This window comes from Stenotrophomonas sp. YJH_SMC_80 (assembly GCF_059372495.1).
In genome coordinates this window covers 182072-198488 of the sequence record NZ_JCAFVP010000002.1, presented here as the reverse complement: position 1 = coordinate 198488, position 16417 = coordinate 182072, and the positions used below count along the sequence as shown (strand labels likewise).

Below are 16417 nucleotides of genomic sequence, written 5' to 3'. Positions count from 1 at the left end.
GCAACAGGGAATTCCGATGGCAAGCAGCAAATCCAGCAAGAAGGTGCCGAAGAAGGCCGAACCGGCCAAGGACAGCGCCTCCACCAAGGCCAAGGGCAAGAGCACGTCCAAGGCTGCGTCGAACCCGGCGCCCACCCTGGCGCCGCTGGCGCTGGCCGATGTGCGTTCGAAGATCGACCAGATCGACCGCGACATCCAGAGCCTGATCGCCGAGCGCGCACGTTTCGCCCACCAGGTCGGCAAGGCCAAGGGCAAGCTGGCTGCTGCCGTCGACTACTACCGCCCCGAGCGCGAAGCGCAGGTGCTGCGCATGGTGGTGGACCGCAACGAAGGCCCGCTCAGCGATGAACTGCTGGTGCACGTCTACCGCGAGATCATGTCGGCCTGCCTGGCGCAGCAGGAGCCGCTGAAGATCGGCTACCTCGGCCCGGAAGGCACCTTCAGCCAGCAGGCGGTGCTCAAGCATTTCGGCCGCTCCGCGCTGGGCCTGCCGATGGCCAGCATCGAGGAAGTGTTCCAGGAAGTGGAAGCGGGCAACGCCGATTTCGGTGTGGTGCCGGTGGAGAATTCGGGGCAGGGCACCATCCAGATCACCCTGGACATGTTCCTGACCTCCAACCTGAAGATCTGTGGCGAAGTGGAACTGCGCGTGCAGCAGTACCTGATGTCGCGCAGCGGCCGCATCGAGGACATCGAGCGCATCTACGCACACCCGCAGTCGTTCATGCAGACCTCGGCGTGGCTGCGCGCCAACCTGCCGAAGGCCGAGAAGATTCCGGTATCCAGCAACGCCGAAGGTGCGCGCCGTGCGCGCAACGCCGACGACGCGGCGGCCATCGGCGGCGAGAGTGCCGGCCACGTGTACGGCCTGAAGAAGGTGGTCACCAAGCCGATCCAGAACGATGCCGACAACACCACCCGCTTCCTGGTGGTGGGCCGCAACATCTTCCCGACCTCCGGCCACGACCGCACCTCGGTGCTGGTGTTCATCCATGACAAGCCCGGTGCGCTGTTCGACGTGCTCAGCCCGTTCGCCCGCCACGGCATCAGCATGAACCGCATCGAGTCGCGGCCGTCGCACCACGGCAAGTGGGAGTACGGCTTCTTCATCGACCTGGCCGGCCACATCGACGACGCGCCGATGCAGGCCGCACTGGCCGAACTGGAAGCGCACTCGGCGCAGATCAAGGTGCTGGGCTCCTATCCGGTGGCCGTGCCCTGAGTGCTGCTGCGGCGGCCCTGGCCGCCGCTCCCTGATGCATCGCCGGCGCTGCCGGCGTTTACGGAATGATCGAACGATGAGCAACGCGCAACACTGGATCGCCCGCAAGGGCCAGCCGCTGCAGGGCAGCCTGACCATTCCCGGCGACAAGTCGGTCTCGCACCGCTCGGTGATGTTCGCCGCGCTGGCCGATGGCACCTCGCATATCGAAGGCTTCCTGGAAGGCGAAGACACCCGCGCTACCGCGCGCATCTTCAGCCAGCTGGGCGTCCGCATCGAAACCCCCAGCGCGTCGCAGCGCATCGTGCACGGCGTCGGTATCGACGGCCTGAAGGCGCCGGATGCGCCGCTGGACTGCGGCAACGCCGGTACCGGCATGCGCCTGCTGGCCGGCCTGCTGGCAGGCCAGGCCTTCGACTGCACGCTCATCGGCGATGAGTCGCTGTCCGGCCGACCGATGCGCCGCGTCACCGGCCCGCTGTCGCAGATGGGCGCGAAGATCGACACCCAGGATGACGGCACGCCGCCGCTGCACGTGCATGGCGGCCAGACGCTGCATGGCATCGACTTCGCCTCGCCGGTGGCCAGCGCGCAGATCAAGTCGGCGGTGTTGCTGGCAGGCCTGTACGCACAGGGCGAAACCAGCGTTGTCGAGCCGCACCCGACCCGCGACTACACCGAACGCATGCTGTCCGCGTTCGGCGTGGACATCGAATTCTCGCCGGGCAAGGCGCGCCTGCGCGGCGGCCAACGCCTTCGTGCCACGGATATCGTGGTGCCGGCCGACTTCTCGTCTGCGGCGTTTTATCTGGTGGCTGCCAGCATCATCCCGGGCTCCGAGCTGCGCCTGAAGCAGGTTGGCCTGAACCCGCGCCGCACCGGCCTGCTGCACGCGCTGCGCCTGATGGGTGCCGACATCACCGAAGAGAATCCGGCCGAGCAGGGCGGTGAACCGGTGGCGGACCTGGTGGTGCGCTATGCCCCGCTGAAGGGTGCACGCATTCCGGAAGAACTGGTGCCGGACATGATCGACGAGTTCCCGGCGCTGTTCGTGGCGGCAGCTGCTGCAGAAGGCCAGACCGTGGTGACCGGCGCCGCCGAGCTGCGGGTGAAGGAATCCGATCGTCTCGCAGCGATGGCCACCGGCCTGCGCGCGCTGGGCATGCAGGTGGACGAAACTGAAGACGGTGCCACCCTGCATGGTGGCGTGCGCCTGGGCAGCGGCACCATCGAAAGCCACGGCGACCACCGCATCGCCATGGCGTTCGCCATTGCCGGCCAGATCAGTGACGGCGAAGTGCGCATCAACGATATCGCCAACGTCGCCACGTCCTTCCCGGACTTCGACGGCCTGGCCCGCAGCGCCGGATTCAACCTGGCCTGATCGTCACTGCATCCGCCGGGTCATGCCCGGCGGATCGCAATGCCCGGTAGGTGCCGACCTTGGTTGGCACGCACACATCTCCCGGTAGGTGCCAACCTTGGTTGGCACGCTCACATCTCCCGGTAGGTGCCAACCTTGGTTGGCACGCTTTCCCGCATAAAAGGACGGAGGCCGAAGCCTCCGTCTAAACATCACGAACCCCTCGTCCGCGATCAACGCTGCTCGGTACGGAAATCCACCGGGACCCGCACCACGCTGGCGATGGCACGGCCTTCGTGCATCGCCGGCTGGAACTTCCAGTTCTGCACGGTGCTCAGCACTGCGCGGTCCAGATCGCGACTGCGCTCGCCGCTGCGCGAAACGATCGCGGCATTGGCGACGTTGCCGCGGGTATCGACACTCAGGCTGGCGATCACGCTGCCCTGCACGCCACTACGCAGCGCAGCGGCGGGGTAGGTGGGCATGCGGTTGCTGGCCAGCGGGCGGGCCTCACGATTGCGCACTACCGGCGCGGCCTTCCGCGAAGCAGTAGCCGGGGCTGCCTGGCGCGCGGCAGGGGCCGCTGCATCCGTCACCGCTGCCTGCTCGGGGGCTGGAAGCATGCGCTCACCGACCGGTGCCGGTGCCACGTCTTCCTGGTTTGAATGACGCAGCCAGAGCAGGGCGGCAGCAAACATCGCCACGATCAGCGCGATCCACATCCAGGGCGAAGTGGGTTTGTGCTGCAGGCTGGAATCCTCCTGCAGATGCGGCGAATGAAGGTCTTCGTGGGTGGTGGCAGTCATCGCTAACTCCTTCCGTCAATGGACGACGTGGGCAGTGTTGCCCGAGCCACGGACGAGAAGTGTCAGCGTTGCGTCAACGCCACCGGCAGGGTTCAGTTTGCCTGCCGGGAAGCGTTCAGTTACTGCGTCTTGAAGTCGAACGGCACTTCAATGCTGCCGGGGACGGCCTGGCCGTTGCTCTGCGCCGGCGTGAAGCGCCAGCGGCGCACGGCGTCCGTGGCGGCACGGTCGAGCTCGCGTGAACCGCTGCGCTGGATCACCGTAGCGTTGTTTGGATAGCCGGTGGCGTCCACGTCCACCCGCACCACCACGGTGCCGGTCTCGCCAGCGCGAAGCGCGGCAGCCGGGTAGGCGGGTGGCGGCGACTGGCCGGCAATCGGCATCGGCTGGCTGTTGCCGGTGGCCGCCGGCGCAGGGCCCGGTGCGGCCGGGGCTGCTTCAGCGATGGGGGCAGGCGGCGGTGGGGCTGTTTCGACCAGCTTTGGTGCTTCTTCCTCCACCGGGGCCGGCTTGGCATCGGGCATGTCGCTGGAACCGGCCGCAGCAGCCAACGGCTCCGGCAGGGGCTCGATCTGGGCGGTTTCCTGCGGCGTCTGGGCGGCAGGATCGGCGCGGAAGAACTCCTTGTCGCGACCGGTCAGCCAGACCAGCACGAACAGCAGTACGCCCACGCCGAAGGCGATGCCGGCGATCTTCAGGGCGTTGCGCGGGATATGCACAGTGAACGACTTGGCGGACGACGAGCGGGGTGCAGACATGGACCGGACCAGTACGGAATGGCTCGATTCTGCCACGGCGGGAATGAACCGGGCGGCAGAAATCCGTATAACAAGCGATAATCCCATCCCTGATACCCACCACGACACCTGCCATGCTTGATCCAGCCCTGCTCCGCCACCAGCCCGCCGACCTCGCCGAACGCCTGCGCACCAGCCGCGGCTTCGAGCTCGACGTGTCTGCCCTGGAGTCCCTGGAGGCTGATCGCAAGCGCATCCAGGTGCGGACCCAGGAGCTGCAGAGCCTGCGCAACAGCCGTTCCAAAGCCATCGGCCAGGCCAAGGCCAAGGGCGAGGACGTCTCGGCCATCATGGCCGAGGTCGCAGCCTTCGCCGACGAGCTGAAGGCCTCGGAAGTGGCGCTGGACGAGCTGCGCGAGAAGATCGAAGCGATCTCGATGGGCATCCCGAACCTGCCGGCCGATGACGTGCCGGCCGGTGCCGACGAGAACGACAACGTCGAGCAGTCGCGCTGGGGAACCCCGCGCCAGTTCGATTTCAAGGTGCTCGACCACGTCGAACTGGGCGCCCGCAACGGCTGGCTGGACGGCGAGACCGCCGCCAAGCTGTCCGGCTCGCGCTTCACCGTGCTGCGCGGCCCGATCGCGCGCCTGCACCGTGCGCTGGCCCAGTTCATGGTCGACCTGCACACCGGCGAGCACGGCTATGAGGAAACCAACGTGCCGCTGCTGGTCAACGCCGATTCGCTGCGCGGCACCAGCCAGCTGCCGAAGTTCGAGGACGACCTGTTCAAGACGGCCGTGGGCGATTCCACGCGCTACCTGATCCCGACCTCGGAAGTACCGCTGACGAACATCGTGCGCGACGAGATCGTCGATGCCGAACGTCTGCCGTTGCGCATGACCGCCCACTCGATGTGCTTCCGTGCCGAGGCCGGCAGCGGTGGTCGCGACGTGCGCGGCATGATCCGCCAGCACCAGTTCGAGAAGGTCGAGCTGGTTTCGATCAGCCGCCCGGAAGACAGCGATGCCGAACACCAGCGCATGACCCGCTGCGCCGAAGTGGTGCTGGAAAAGCTGGGCCTGCCGTACCGCAAGGTGCTGCTGTGCACCGGCGACATGGGCTTCTCGGCGGTGAAGACCTACGATCTGGAAGTCTGGCTGCCGTCGCAGGAGACCTACCGCGAGATCTCCTCGTGCTCGAACTGTGGTGACTTCCAGGCCCGCCGCATGCAGGCGCGCTGGCGCAACCCGGCCACCGGCAAGCCGGAACTGGCGCACACCCTGAACGGCTCGGGCGTGGCCGTCGGCCGCGCGATGATCGCGGTGATGGAGAACTACCAGAACGCCGACGGCAGCATCACCGTGCCGGAAGCCCTGCGCCCGTACATGGGCGGCCTGGAAACCATCGCCTGATTCCCTGATCGGGCGGGTGCCATGCTTGCATGGCACTGCTGCGGCTCGGGTGGGTGCCATGCTTGCATGGCACCGCTGTGTCTCTGGTGGGTGTCATGCTTGCATGGCACCGTATCCACGCCATGCGTGGATGAACCGCCGTGATCACTCCACAACCCGCACCTTCTCCAACGGCACCCATCCCGGGTCGCCGGCCTCCGGCACGCACCACGCCCAGCCATTGAGCGTGCGCTGCCCACGCAGCAGCTGTCCGGGATCCACATCCAGTTCCCGCGCGCAGTAGTCCTCCGTGGCAAACGCGCCACCCTGCGCGTCGCGACCGATCACCGGCGCCGGGACGAAACCGGGGTGCTGCCCCTCGGCCTCGCACAGGAACCAGTCATCCCAGCCCTCCGGGCCTTCATAGCGTTCGCCCACTACCAGCGCCTGGCCGCGGCGCAGGGTGATCGGGTGCGGAAATTCGCTGCGGTGCGCAGTGGTCACGATGTAGTTCATGGCCCCAGCCTAACGTGCTGGTGAGCGCCGCGCATGGCACCGATCCACGCATGGCGTGGATCTACTGATGCAAAAAAGCGGCCCCGCAAAGCGGGGCCGCCAGGGTGGGCCGGGATGGGGGAGGGGATCCACGGCCCGCGTTCAGCGCCTCGACGAGGAGAGAGCGGCGCCGAACGCTGGAACGCTTATGCAGCGACGGCTTCGACCACTTCGTGCGACGGCAGGGCTGCCAGTGCACCGGCAATCGCGTCTTCGCGGTGCTGCGGCGAGTAGGCGATGCCCTCGGCGCGCACGAACTCGACCTCGTTGATGCCCATGAAGGCGAACACCTGGCGCAGGAACGGTTCCTGGAAGTCGGCCGGCGAGTCGGTGTAGATGCCGCCGCGGCTGCTGGCGATGATCACCCGCTTGCCACCGGCCAGGCCCACCGGGCCGTTCTCGGTGTACTTGAAGGTGCGGCCGGCCACGGCCACGCGGTCGATCCAGGCCTTCAGCGTGGAAGGAATGCTGAAGTTGTACATCGGCGCGCCGATCACCACGATGTCAGCCTCCAGGAACTGCTGCATCACCTGTTCAGCATCGGTCGCCTCGGCGGCATCGGTCCTGGCCAGCGAGCTGCTGCGCAGATGCGGTACCGGATTGGCGTCAAGATCGCGATAATCGACCTGCAGGCCATCGATCTGGCCCGTGAAGCGGGCAACCACGGCGGCCGACAGCTGGCGCGAGACGGAATTGTCGCCAAGCACGCTGGCGTCGAGATGCAGAAGCTTCATGGCAGTCACCTATGTTCTGGAGGGAAGGGGCGGGGTGGCCCCGCCGACGGAGAGAACGATAGGTTGTTGCAAAGACGGAATAAAGGTGATTGAATGCCACGCATTGTTCTAGATATGGAACTCGGGCATGCATGACCTGAATGATCTGTACTACTTCGCGATGGTGGTCGACCACGGCGGATTTGCCGCCGCCGAGCGCGCACTGGGTATTCCCAAGTCGCGACTGAGCCGCCGCATCAGCCAGCTGGAAACCGACCTGGGCGTGCGCCTGCTGCAGCGCTCCACGCGCCGTTTCGCGGTCACCGATGTCGGCACCAGCGTGCACCGCCATGCGCAGACGATGCTGGCCGAGGCCCAGGCCGCCCGCGAAGTGGTGGACCGCCTGAGCGCGGAGCCGCGCGGCGTGGTGCGCGCCAGCGTGCCGGTGTCACTGGCGCAGATGCAGCTGCCCAAGCTGCTGCCCAAGTTCCTTGAGCAGTACCCGAAGGTGCGCCTGCAGCTGAACATCAGCAACCGCCGCGTGGACATCATCAACGAAGGCTACGACGTGGCCCTGCGCGTGCGTTCGCGCCTGGACGATGACGGCAGCCTGGTGATGCGCAGCTTCGGCCAGGTGCAGGAATTGCTGGTGGCCAGCCCGAAGTACCTGGACCGCGCTGGCCGGCCGAAGGATCCGGAAGAATTGACCCAGCACGTCACCCTCAGCATCAGCGAAGACGAAGCCCGCCAACGCTGGGAGCTGCACGGGCCGGAAGGCGAAGTGCGCCGGGTCGACCTGCAGCCGCGCGTGGCCGGCTTCGACTTCCCGCTGCTGCAGAGCATGGTGAAGGACGGTTTCGGCATCACCATGCTGCCGGAAACCGTGTGCGCCGACGCCGTGCGCAACGGCGAGCTGGAAGTGGTGCTGCCGGACTGGTCGCTGCCGCAGGGCGTGTGCCATGCCGTGTTCGCCTCGCGCCGCGGCCTGCTGCCGGCGGTGCGCGTGTTCATCGACTTCCTGGCCGAACATCTGCCGCCGCAACTGGAGGCCTCGCGCCTGGATTGCGGTGGTGCCTGTGAAAAGGCCAAGGAGCGGATCAAGGCCAGTGCGCTGGGCGCGTTGGCGGTGGACGCGGGCTGAGGTACCTACCCGCAACTGCACCGCCGATCTGTGAAACGGTAGCGCCGGGCCATGCCCGGCGTTGCTGCTTTCTGGCGCCGATTAGTTCCGCCCGAACAGCCGGTCCCAGAAGCTGCGCCGCGGGGGTGCGGCCGGTGTGGGCTCGGCAATGACCGGCGCTTCCAGCACCGCCATCAGTTCCGCGCTGCGCGGCTTCTTCAGGAAGCGCGCGTAGTCCAGATAGCTGGTCACCTTGCTCATGTGCAGGCGCTCGGGCATGGCCGGCAAGGCGCCGCCCTGCAGCAGTACCCGCAACGCCTCTGGGCGGTCCAGACGGATCGCCTCGAACAGGGCGGTGCCACCGCATCCGGGCTCAATCTGGTTGGCGCGCTGTGGCGCATCCTTCAGCAGGTCACGCAGCGCATCCGCGTCATCGCGCTCCACGGCGGCCACCAACCGCGCCAGCGCGTCGGCTTCCGCAGCTGGCAGGTTGTCGCGATAGGCCTGGTCGGCAATCTCGCGCTGGTCGCGCCCATCACCGCCCTGGATGCACAGGAAATCTGTGACCAGAGCGACCGGAATGCCGGACGTATCCAGCGCCCAGTAGCTCGGATAGACGCCGTCGCCCCAGCCGCTGGTGAATACGATCAGGCCATGCGGTGAGTCCTCGCCCCAGGGGCGGTACTCGGCGCCTACATCCAGGCCATCGTGGTCGATCAGTGCATCCGACCACGCGTTGTCTTCGTCGCCATCGGCCTGTTCGATCAGGGCCAGCAGCGCCCGCTGGGTGTCTGTATCCATGAAGCAGCCGATACCAGCGTCGACCGGATAGCCGATGAAGCTGTCTTCATCCAGGCCGGTCAGATCCTGCGTGGTCCAGCGCGCCATCTGCCAGTGCAGGGCGGTTGCGCTGAGGGCTTCGCGGGGCTTGAACCAGACCACGGCCAACGCCGGGCGGCCGCTGTGCACGATGACTTCGACCGGATGTCGGCCCAGCGGGGCGGTGTAGTCGGCCAGCGCGGGCGCCTCGGCCTGGACCAGCGGATCGCAGACCACCAGATGCCCGCTGCTGACCGGCAGGTGCCCGGCGAACGTGCGATGCAGGGCCATTGCGGCCAGCTGGGTGTCGTCCAGCAGGGTGGTGCGCAGGTTGGCCAGATCGAGATGGGCCATGGCGGCTCCGAGTGCGGTGAAGGCCCCCACCGTGCCGGATGCGGAGGACACGGGCAAGGTGGTCTTGGGCAAATGCCCTTCACGTGCGAGAATACGCCGCTGCCCGGGCGACCGGGACCCGATTGGAGAGATGGCCGAGCGGTTTAAGGCACCGGTCTTGAAAACCGGCGAAGGGTTAAACCTTCCGTGGGTTCGAATCCCACTCTCTCCGCCAGTTGTTTAAAAGAGCCTCTGGAAACAGGGGCTTTTTTGTTTCTACAGCCTTCGCTGCCCGCCCGCTTACCCATTCACCTGCAAAGATCGATTCTGCACGATCTGCTGCCGAACCCGGCCTTGCGCCTCGGATTGTATCCAGAGTGCGCGGCGTCTGATGCGGATAGAGCGCCGGAAGCGGCCGGCCTTGATCTCTCCGCAGATAAAGGTGGCGTCCATACCGGTCATCTGGCTCACGTGATCAAGCGATAGCAGCTCTTCCAGTCTTTCAGCCACGGCCATGATAGCCTCCCATGGCGCGAGCCTTCGCAGGACGGTAGGCCAGCCCAAGCTGGAACTGCAGAACGTTGTCGATCGGCATTTCGACCGAAGTGGGGCGCGCGCTGCGCGCCGGGCGATTCAGTCTTCGCCAGGCTGCGATGGCCTTGTCGGGTTCGGCATGCTTGCTGGTCGACCTGCAAGCGCACTCGACCAGGTGGCCGCCACCGGCGGATGCACAGCGCTTGTCGTGGATGTGGCGCGCGCGGTGGCCGGTGGCGCAGTTCGGCAACCCTTCCGGGTGGCTGATATGTTCTTGGGTCATGGCTGCACTCCTCGATGTGGGCTTCGAGCTGTTCGATCAGGAAGGTGGCTTCGCTGGCTCGTCGGCGGCGTTCGTGCGTGCTGACCGGCATGGGGCCGGCATCCTGGATCCACTTCAGCGGTTCAAGGAACCAGCTCGGTTCCACGGGTAGCCGGGTGAGTGGGTCGACCTTCTTGTCGGGCGGGAAGCAATCCGGCCCGGCCCAGTCCTGGCTTTCCCCGCAGCACAGACGTGGCGCTGGAAGTCGTGAACCTTCTCGGGCTGGACGACGCGCGGGGTCTCGAACAGGGCGCGGACAACGAGGTCGCGCTGGTGGGCGGCGTAGACGTAGCCGGCGTCGGCCTGGACCCAACTGCCCGGGCCCACGTCCTTCTCGTTGCGATACTCCCAGCGCACAGGCTGGGCGGTGTAGAGCGCGGTCAGCGTTGGAGTGGTGGCCGAGGGCGGCGCTCATGCGGCGGCCGCCTGCGGATTGCTGCGGTCGATGGAGGCGCGCTGGTCGATCTGATCGGCCGCAAGGACGAGGTGTTCGGCCACTTTCCGTGCTTCAAACGGGTTCAGGTTTACCAGCGCGTCGCCGACCTGGATGACAATGGTTCCTGCGTGGGCCGAGTTTCTACGCGGGCTGCGGCGCGGCTGGCGTGATGCCGTCAACCAGGCGCTGGAGCAACTGGTGCTGGCGCCGCCGGCGGGGATCGAGACTGGGACTAGGTAGGCGCGCTGCTATCGCAGCCGGAGGCGTTTGCCTGGCCGGAAAAGGCGGAGCTGCCGCTGGATGCTAGTGAGCCGGCGATTGAGCTGTAGCCGCGGGAAGCGATCACGATGGCTGAACATGGCCGGGGCCAGATGGCGCCATGTGCTATTCCGCCCACATCACCGTCGTCTGGTAAAGATAAGTTTGCATGGGCTGAGATTGCAGCGCGTCAATAAAAACCCAGCTCCTAGTGGAGCTGGGCCGGTCACGGTTTTATCAGATTTGCTGAATTGGTCCGACCTCTACGTCGCCGTTGCATCTGCCTACGCAGCCACCACCCAAGCCAGGGCCGCCAATCCCTCCGCCGTGACCTCCCCAGTCGCCCATGTCTCCGCCGCCGCCACCGCCTTCATAAATTGGCTCGGGCATGACGCCTTCGCGTGGCGTCTGACCTTCGCCTACCCAGTTCGATTCGAAATTCTCGTGGTAGACGGTGCAATGCGTTGCGTTGCATATCTGGTACGTCGTTCCAGTCGCCCACGCGAAGAGTGGTACGTAATCGATTGGTGCGCGTGAGTCTTTGATGACTTCCAGGGTTCTTGCGTCAGGAACCGGCGATGCCACGTGACAGTCGTTGCAGAAGTAGGGGCCGCGTTCAAAGGCTAAAGTGCTTGCAGCAAGGGCGAGCGCGGCAGTGGCTACCAAAATGAGAATGGCCTTGCGGCGGGGTATGCGGAAAAACTTCCTATCGACAGCAAGAGTCATAGATTTGATTTCCCTTTCTTAGGGCTAAGGAGAGCTGTTCTCCACTTAGCGATTTGTCCAAGGTACTAACTTGACGAGCCGGCACTATCGAGGGGTCCATGAGGCGTACTGCTTCAAAGTACGCTCTGCTTGTAACTTGGTCCTCATCGATCAGCACACCAGCGTGGTAGGCATTCCCCAGCTGAAGTAGCGCGTCGGCGCTACCTTGAGATGCCATTTCTTGCAGATAGCTTACGGCTGTCTGCTTGTATTCCTTTGCGCGGTCCGGGTTGCGAAGCAGCTCAGCAGGTCCGCCCAGAGCTGATTCGGAGTCTGCGGCATAGAGCAGTCTCGCTCCGATGTTCCCCTGCTCTGCAGCAAGCGATAGCCATTTGCTCGAGCTGACTTCATTTTCCGCCGAAAGGTCGTTGCAGGCGGCTGCGACATCTGGCGAGGCTTGCAAGGCGGCTCCCCTGGATGCGCGCCTGTTGATGTTTGCGCATTCATTGAGCTTTAGAAAGATCCCATAGGAGGCCGTCGCATCGCCGGCCATCGCCAATGGCGAAAGTTCCGCAACTACCTTGTCGACGGTGCCACTCGGCACACGCCCGAAGTCCTCAACGACATAGGCTCTGCCAGATAGATGTCGCACGCGAACTGATCTGTTGGCCGACGACGACAGACTGGTCGTTGTGGTTGTATGGGGCGCGGGGACCGAATTCGCGTCTATCGTGATCTTGGGCACGCCAGTCGTGGGCGTTCTGATGCTGTCATTGTCCTGTCGCGACGTGGGGGAGGTGGCGGCAAACCGCCAGATGCCTGTTCCAATCAAAGCAATTGCCGCTGAGAGGATTAGAACCTTAGTCTTTGATGACATTGCCTTCCTTCATGTTGTAACGAGGGGATCGAGCGTGTTTCGATCGGGCGCCCGATGACAGGGACGTCAGGCACGCCGAGCCTCAATTCCGTATTCACTAAGCATTCATATATGAATCACATTGTCAATTTCCGATGAACTTGTCGATCATGGAAGTCCGTGTTGTGCTGTAGGTAAATGCCTACTATGCGACGCTTCACTTCGTGCTTGAGGCAGCCATAGGATTTCTCTTGGCAGGCCTGGGGTCTGCAGGCGTGCGCATTTGGACGGCCGGAAGATGTGGCAGACCAAGGACGTGCGTGCGTCCAGCATCAGGCAGGGTATGCGCTACGCCGAACGCTGGTGCGCGGCGAGATTGTACCCGGAGATGCACCTGCGGGCGGCTTTGGCCCGGCTGCTGGAAACCACTCCAAGCGAACCGCTCGAACCGCCTCCGGGCCTGCCGCCAACGCTCGAGCAACACCAACAAGCCGGCGCCTAGCTGAGGCTGGGGCTAGAGATGTGGCGCGGATCAAAGAGGCGCTGTAACTGCGCCGATCACCGAAGGAGGCCAAGCCCAGTGCGAAGTACCCGATGAAGGTTTGGGTGAGGGCAGGGCATACGCAGCTTCGGTCCAGTCACGCCCGAGGTGGACGGTTGGGACAAGCGTGCCCGCAAAGCTAGTCAGGGAGACTTATCGGGAAGGGGGGGGGCAGAGGGGGCAGCGGGTTGGGCGCCGTAGCAAAAGGTTTTGGTGGCAGCGGGAGAGTCTTCGGAGCGACTGGCGGAGTATTCCACGCTGTCTTGAAGCCCAAGCTCTGCATCATCTGGAATGGAGTGCAGCAAGCCACTCCAACTGAGGCGCATGCGTCAGGAAGCTTTCTATTGTGAGCTGCTGCTTTGGGTCGGCTAACCTCATGGGTTACCACGCAGCGGTTGCCTGGATCCTTTAGGGCATGAGCCACCAAGAATGGATCTTGTCCAATCATCTGGAGTTGGACTTCGTTCAATGTCAGTGAGTACCCATTCTCCATCACCGTTCTAATGAGCGGGGAAGTAACGGAGTCCGCAAGGAGAATCGCATCTTTGTTCTTCTTTTCACTCGCCCAAGCAAAAAGCTCGTCTTTCTCGGAATTGTTGGAGCCGTCCTTGATCTCTTGGAAAATTTCCAATGGCATCTTGATGTTTCCAAGGCTTCCGTGGTGGTGGAGCCAAGACCAAAATTCAGGCACCCACGAGTGTCGGAAGTAGGTGTTCGCCGCTTGCATCACGACGTTCGCATCGACCAGATAGATCATCAGGCGGCCCTTCCATTTGCCGTGTTCAAGAGCGGGTACACACTACGAGGCGCAACGCCCAAGATTTTTGCCGCTTTCGATGGGCTGAGGCTCCCCTCCATCACCCCCCGGTAAGCGGTTTCTACCAGTGCCTTGCCAAGCCTATGGCGTCGAACAACATAAAAGTTCGGTCCGCCATCTTTTGCTCGATCTTTGCGAGCGTCCTTCTCATTCTGCTTTTGACGGCGCCATTCGGCGCGCATGAATTCCGCAACGCTGGTCCAAGATTCCTCGGAGATCCTGCCGGCTTGAAATGCGCGAAATGCGACGAGCGTTGTGCTGATGTTGCGCGCCGCCGCAAAGGCAGACATAGCATCAGCTAAATCGTTAGGAGCATTGCTCGCTGGCAGCGGTAGGGAGGCTATTTCCTCTGCAGAAAGCAGGAAAGTGCTAGCCACCTCATTGCAAAATCTCTCAGAAGCAAGCTCTGTGCTTAAAGTGCTGATGCCGGACTCGCCAAACCAAAGATGGCAAACCTCATGCAGCAGAGTGAAGCTCCACGCGCTCTTGGCGTCCTGGCTGTTAATTACGACAAACGGAGCGAAGGGGTCAGAAAGGGCTATTCCTCGGAATGCCCTAACATCGATATCCGTGTGGTGAGTGCCAAGATTACTTAGCAGCACGACGTAGATACCAATCGCCTCGAATTTCTCGCGCAAGTAAGAGAAGGCTTCATCCGTGTTCCTGGCGCGCCTGAATTCGTCGCGGCTAATGCCGCTCCACTTGACCACGCTAGCTAGAACAGACTCAACAGACGTCTTGCCCTTCGAAGACCCTACGAATCCCACCGGCGGCTGATCTTCCTCTTCAAGCAATGCGCGAACAAGTGCCTGCCGCGCTTTTACATCACGCAACAAAGTTGCAACCACCGGCTCATCTGCAGAACTCCGCTCGGGAAGTGTGCGGAAATCGAGGGAAGACCGGTCAGGTTCAGGTGGAGCAGAGAGATAAAAAGACAGCAGCGGCCTGCGGTAGGCTTTGGCCATCCTCAGGAGCATCGCATCGGAGGGCTCGTCCTCGCCCGTTTCAAGAGCGATCAGGCGATCAAGCTTGGTTGCCCGCTTTGTGTCGTTAAGGGCCAGCTTCGACGCGGCAACATCCGGCGTCATCCCCGCCGTTTCGCGTGCCCATCTCAAAATTTCAGGATTCACCGACGGCATGGCCATCCTGGCGCGTGTGCTGTGGATGGCTCGATCTTACCCGGGCTTCTGGGCAACTTCCAGTCCATGGCGTTCAGGGCGAAAACGGAGCATTCCCGCAGTACTCGGCCCATGCCATCATGAGCGCTCTCTGCTTCCCCAACATGGTTCCCCGCTTATAGGCTACTTTGGCTTTATCGCGGATCCTGTGAGCCAAGGCGGTCTCAGAGAGGTCGTCAGGGTAATCCGTGGTTTCACTAGCCCAGTCCTTGAATGTTGACCTTGACCCGTCCTGAATTGGGTTGACACTTTTCCCCTACGGAAAAGGAATGTTCAATGAAATCAACAATCAGGCGCAGCCAACGGGACTATTCGCTGGCCTTCAAGCTGTCGGTGGTCGACCAGGTAGAGCGCGGGGAATTGACCTACAAACAGGCCCAGGAGCGTTATGGGATCCAAGGCCGGAGCACGGTCCTTTCCTGGCTTCGTCGGCACGGTCGGCAAGACTGGTCAGCTGGTGCATCATTCCCTCCCATGAGCACCGTCCCCAAAGCCGTCGCGGCCAAGCCGCTTACGCCGGAACAACAGATCAAGGCCTTGCAGGTCCAGTTGCGAGAGGCGAACGAGAAGGCGCAGCTCTTCGAGGCGATCTTGGACGTCCTCAAAGAGGATTACGGGGTACGCATCGTAAAAAAGCCTTCCGGCAAGTCCTCACGCAAGGGCGCCTCAAAGGCGTAAGCGTGGCAAGGGCTTGCCGCCATTTCAGCATCAGTCGGCAGGCGTTCTATCAGGCTGGACACCGTCATCAGCGGCGAGACGCTGCTGATTCCACGGCGCTGGCGCTGGTGAGCGATTGCCGCGCGCGCCAGCCGCGGTTGGGTACGCGCAAGCTGCACCATCTGATTGAACCGAAGCTACAAGCGGCGGGGCGGGTAGCGGATATCACCTACCTGCCCACTGACGGAAATATCGTTTACCTGAGCCTGGTTACAGACGTCTGGTCACGCAAGATCGTGGGCTGGAGCGTGAATGAGACGCTGCAGACGGAACACACTGCGCAAGCACTGGAAATGGCCCTGAAATGGCGAAAAACGAGGCAGCGCCTGATCCATCATTCGGATCGGGGCATCCAGTACTGCTCGGACAACTACCAGACCATCCACACCAAGCATGGCCTGACCTGCTCCATGACCGACGGCTACGACTGTTATCAGAACGCGCTTGCGGAGCGGATCAACGGGATACTCAAAGGAGAATTTTTGCTTCGTCGCCCACGGGACCTGGGACAGGCCCGGCAGATGGTGGCTGAGGCAGTGGAGATCTACAACGCGGAGCGACCCCATCTGCCCCTTAAAATGCAGACGCCCGATGCGGTGCATCGGGCGTCTTTGGCCGCCTGAGGGCGGTCAGATCATCCACCCCATAGGTGTCAACCTATGGCAGGACGGGTCATACGGCCCTTGCTGCCTAGCCATCCGCCCACAAGGGTCAAGTGAACGAACAAACCAGTGCCGTCCTCCGATACCAGGGAAGTAACGCATTCAAGGACGGCAAGTGCTTCTGTTGCGCAATTACTGAGCTGGGCGCCGGTCAATTTGAATGCATCAGGCATCCGCGCTAGGCTGCGCATGCCCATGGAGGGCGACGAACGAAGTCATGGCATGAAGATTGGATGCAAGCATTCTGTTGCTGTTGCGGCCTGTGCGTTGAACTTTGGAATCAGCAGCGCCACGGCGAAAGGCCCCTGCCCTTGTTTCGTCTGCGAGGT

Annotated in this window: 16 protein-coding genes, 1 tRNA gene and 2 pseudogenes; 8 read left to right on the top strand and 11 right to left on the bottom strand. The window is 63.4% G+C overall.

Features of this window, described 5'->3' with window-relative positions; all coding sequences use genetic code 11:
• Positions 1–16: 16 nt before the first annotated feature.
• Positions 17–1222 (top strand): prephenate dehydratase, encoded by a 1206-nt coding sequence (gene pheA / locus AC5P99_RS03940; RefSeq protein ID WP_024956386.1) that lies wholly within the window; start codon positions 17–19, stop codon positions 1220–1222.
• Between the two features lie 76 nt (positions 1223–1298).
• Positions 1299–2606: a 3-phosphoshikimate 1-carboxyvinyltransferase gene (aroA, locus tag AC5P99_RS03935; RefSeq protein ID WP_024956387.1), complete on the top strand. Its 1308-nt coding sequence runs from the start codon at positions 1299–1301 to the stop codon at positions 2604–2606.
• Between the two features lie 212 nt (positions 2607–2818).
• On the opposite strand, the gene AC5P99_RS03930 is transcribed toward aroA, so the two are convergent.
• Together AC5P99_RS03930 and AC5P99_RS03925 are read right to left on the bottom strand one after the other, a co-directional pair.
• On the bottom strand, positions 2819–3391 hold the full coding sequence (locus tag AC5P99_RS03930; protein ID WP_049449052.1) for an energy transducer TonB: 573 nt from the start codon (positions 3389–3391) through the stop codon (positions 2819–2821).
• Between the two features lie 119 nt (positions 3392–3510).
• The gene (locus AC5P99_RS03925; RefSeq protein ID WP_010480562.1) at positions 3511–4149 is read right to left on the bottom strand and encodes an energy transducer TonB; all 639 of its coding nucleotides are present in this window, start codon (positions 4147–4149) and stop codon (positions 3511–3513) included.
• Positions 4150–4262: 113 nt separating this feature from the next.
• On the opposite strand from AC5P99_RS03925, the gene serS reads away from it, so the two are divergent.
• Complete coding sequence (serS, locus tag AC5P99_RS03920; protein WP_005410178.1) at positions 4263–5543, top strand: serine--tRNA ligase; 1281 nt, start codon at positions 4263–4265, stop codon at positions 5541–5543.
• A 144-nt stretch (positions 5544–5687) separates the two neighbouring features.
• On the opposite strand, the gene AC5P99_RS03915 is transcribed toward serS, so the two are convergent.
• Both AC5P99_RS03915 and AC5P99_RS03910 read right to left on the bottom strand, forming a co-directional pair.
• Complete coding sequence (locus AC5P99_RS03915; protein WP_005413863.1) at positions 5688–6038, bottom strand: SH3 domain-containing protein; 351 nt, start codon at positions 6036–6038, stop codon at positions 5688–5690.
• A 185-nt stretch (positions 6039–6223) separates the two neighbouring features.
• Positions 6224–6811 carry an FMN-dependent NADH-azoreductase gene (locus AC5P99_RS03910; RefSeq protein WP_005413862.1) on the bottom strand — a complete coding sequence of 196 codons (588 nt, stop codon included), beginning with the start codon at positions 6809–6811 and terminating at the stop codon, positions 6224–6226.
• A 127-nt stretch (positions 6812–6938) separates the two neighbouring features.
• On the opposite strand from AC5P99_RS03910, the gene AC5P99_RS03905 reads away from it, so the two are divergent.
• Positions 6939–7931 carry a LysR family transcriptional regulator gene (locus AC5P99_RS03905; RefSeq protein ID WP_005410175.1) on the top strand — a complete coding sequence of 331 codons (993 nt, stop codon included), beginning with the start codon at positions 6939–6941 and terminating at the stop codon, positions 7929–7931.
• A gap of 81 nt (positions 7932–8012) precedes the next feature.
• Here the strand turns inward: AC5P99_RS03905 and AC5P99_RS03900 are convergent, their stop codons facing one another.
• On the bottom strand, positions 8013–9083 hold the full coding sequence (locus tag AC5P99_RS03900; protein ID WP_088436587.1) for a DUF4241 domain-containing protein: 1071 nt from the start codon (positions 9081–9083) through the stop codon (positions 8013–8015).
• 124 nt (positions 9084–9207) lie between these two features.
• On the opposite strand from AC5P99_RS03900, the gene AC5P99_RS03895 reads away from it, so the two are divergent.
• Positions 9208–9297 (top strand) — tRNA-Ser (locus AC5P99_RS03895).
• Positions 9298–9362: 65 nt separating this feature from the next.
• Here AC5P99_RS03895 and AC5P99_RS03890 read toward each other — a convergent pair.
• Together AC5P99_RS03890 and AC5P99_RS03885 are read right to left on the bottom strand one after the other, a co-directional pair.
• Entirely contained in the window at positions 9363–9578 is a 216-nt protein-coding gene (locus tag AC5P99_RS03890) for a hypothetical protein (RefSeq protein ID WP_059034754.1), read from the bottom strand.
• The gene (locus tag AC5P99_RS03885; protein ID WP_059034753.1) at positions 9565–9879 is read right to left on the bottom strand and encodes a hypothetical protein; all 315 of its coding nucleotides are present in this window, start codon (positions 9877–9879) and stop codon (positions 9565–9567) included. Before AC5P99_RS03885 ends, AC5P99_RS03890 begins: the two co-directional genes overlap by 14 nt.
• Positions 9880–10110: 231 nt before the next feature.
• On the opposite strand from AC5P99_RS03885, the gene AC5P99_RS03880 reads away from it, so the two are divergent.
• Positions 10111–10524: a hypothetical protein gene (locus AC5P99_RS03880; RefSeq protein ID WP_123958721.1), complete on the top strand. Its 414-nt coding sequence runs from the start codon at positions 10111–10113 to the stop codon at positions 10522–10524.
• 325 nt (positions 10525–10849) lie between these two features.
• Here AC5P99_RS03880 and AC5P99_RS03875 read toward each other — a convergent pair whose 3' ends face one another.
• Together AC5P99_RS03875 and AC5P99_RS03870 are read right to left on the bottom strand one after the other, a co-directional pair.
• Entirely contained in the window at positions 10850–11338 is a 489-nt protein-coding gene (locus tag AC5P99_RS03875) for a hypothetical protein (protein ID WP_123958720.1), read from the bottom strand.
• On the bottom strand, positions 11319–12194 hold the full coding sequence (locus AC5P99_RS03870) for an SEL1-like repeat protein (protein WP_123958719.1): 876 nt from the start codon (positions 12192–12194) through the stop codon (positions 11319–11321). The genes AC5P99_RS03875 and AC5P99_RS03870 overlap by 20 nt, the downstream gene beginning before the upstream one ends.
• A gap of 232 nt (positions 12195–12426) precedes the next feature.
• On the opposite strand from AC5P99_RS03870, the pseudogene AC5P99_RS03865 reads away from it, so the two are divergent.
• Positions 12427–12857, top strand: a pseudogene (locus AC5P99_RS03865) (hypothetical protein); the annotation flags it as partial.
• Here AC5P99_RS03865 and AC5P99_RS03860 read toward each other — a convergent pair.
• On the bottom strand, positions 12854–13471 hold the full coding sequence (locus AC5P99_RS03860; RefSeq protein WP_495212910.1) for a DUF4411 family protein: 618 nt from the start codon (positions 13469–13471) through the stop codon (positions 12854–12856). The pseudogene AC5P99_RS03865 and the gene AC5P99_RS03860 sit on opposite strands and share 4 nt — an antisense overlap.
• Positions 13471–14670 (bottom strand): XRE family transcriptional regulator, encoded by a 1200-nt coding sequence (locus AC5P99_RS03855; RefSeq protein WP_164222110.1) that lies wholly within the window; start codon positions 14668–14670, stop codon positions 13471–13473. Before AC5P99_RS03855 ends, AC5P99_RS03860 begins: the two co-directional genes overlap by 1 nt.
• Positions 14671–14985: 315 nt before the next feature.
• On the opposite strand from AC5P99_RS03855, the pseudogene AC5P99_RS03850 reads away from it, so the two are divergent.
• Positions 14986–16049: pseudogene (locus AC5P99_RS03850) on the top strand (IS3 family transposase).
• Positions 16050–16417 lie beyond the last annotated feature (368 nt).

Bases quoted from the DNA above. Each gene is read 5' to 3' on its own strand.
- AC5P99_RS03900 (WP_088436587.1), bottom strand. From the start codon at position 9,083: ATGGCCCATCTCGATCTGGCCAACCTGCGCACCACCCTGCTGGACGAC.
- AC5P99_RS03915 (WP_005413863.1), bottom strand. From the start codon at position 6,038: ATGAACTACATCGTGACCACTGCGCACCGCAGCGAATTTCCGCACCCG.
- AC5P99_RS03930 (WP_049449052.1), bottom strand. From the start codon at position 3,391: ATGACTGCCACCACCCACGAAGACCTTCATTCGCCGCATCTGCAGGAG.
- AC5P99_RS03855 (WP_164222110.1), bottom strand. From the start codon at position 14,670: ATGCCGTCGGTGAATCCTGAAATTTTGAGATGGGCACGCGAAACGGCG.
- AC5P99_RS03885 (WP_059034753.1), bottom strand. From the start codon at position 9,879: ATGACCCAAGAACATATCAGCCACCCGGAAGGGTTGCCGAACTGCGCC.
- AC5P99_RS03905 (WP_005410175.1), top strand. From the start codon at position 6,939: ATGCATGACCTGAATGATCTGTACTACTTCGCGATGGTGGTCGACCAC.
- AC5P99_RS03910 (WP_005413862.1), bottom strand. From the start codon at position 6,811: ATGAAGCTTCTGCATCTCGACGCCAGCGTGCTTGGCGACAATTCCGTC.
- serS (WP_005410178.1), top strand. From the start codon at position 4,263: ATGCTTGATCCAGCCCTGCTCCGCCACCAGCCCGCCGACCTCGCCGAA.
- AC5P99_RS03875 (WP_123958720.1), bottom strand. From the start codon at position 11,338: ATGACTCTTGCTGTCGATAGGAAGTTTTTCCGCATACCCCGCCGCAAG.
- aroA (WP_024956387.1), top strand. From the start codon at position 1,299: ATGAGCAACGCGCAACACTGGATCGCCCGCAAGGGCCAGCCGCTGCAG.
- AC5P99_RS03890 (WP_059034754.1), bottom strand. From the start codon at position 9,578: ATGGCCGTGGCTGAAAGACTGGAAGAGCTGCTATCGCTTGATCACGTG.
- AC5P99_RS03925 (WP_010480562.1), bottom strand. From the start codon at position 4,149: ATGTCTGCACCCCGCTCGTCGTCCGCCAAGTCGTTCACTGTGCATATC.
- AC5P99_RS03860 (WP_495212910.1), bottom strand. From the start codon at position 13,471: ATGATCTATCTGGTCGATGCGAACGTCGTGATGCAAGCGGCGAACACC.
- pheA (WP_024956386.1), top strand. From the start codon at position 17: ATGGCAAGCAGCAAATCCAGCAAGAAGGTGCCGAAGAAGGCCGAACCG.
- AC5P99_RS03870 (WP_123958719.1), bottom strand. From the start codon at position 12,194: ATGTCATCAAAGACTAAGGTTCTAATCCTCTCAGCGGCAATTGCTTTG.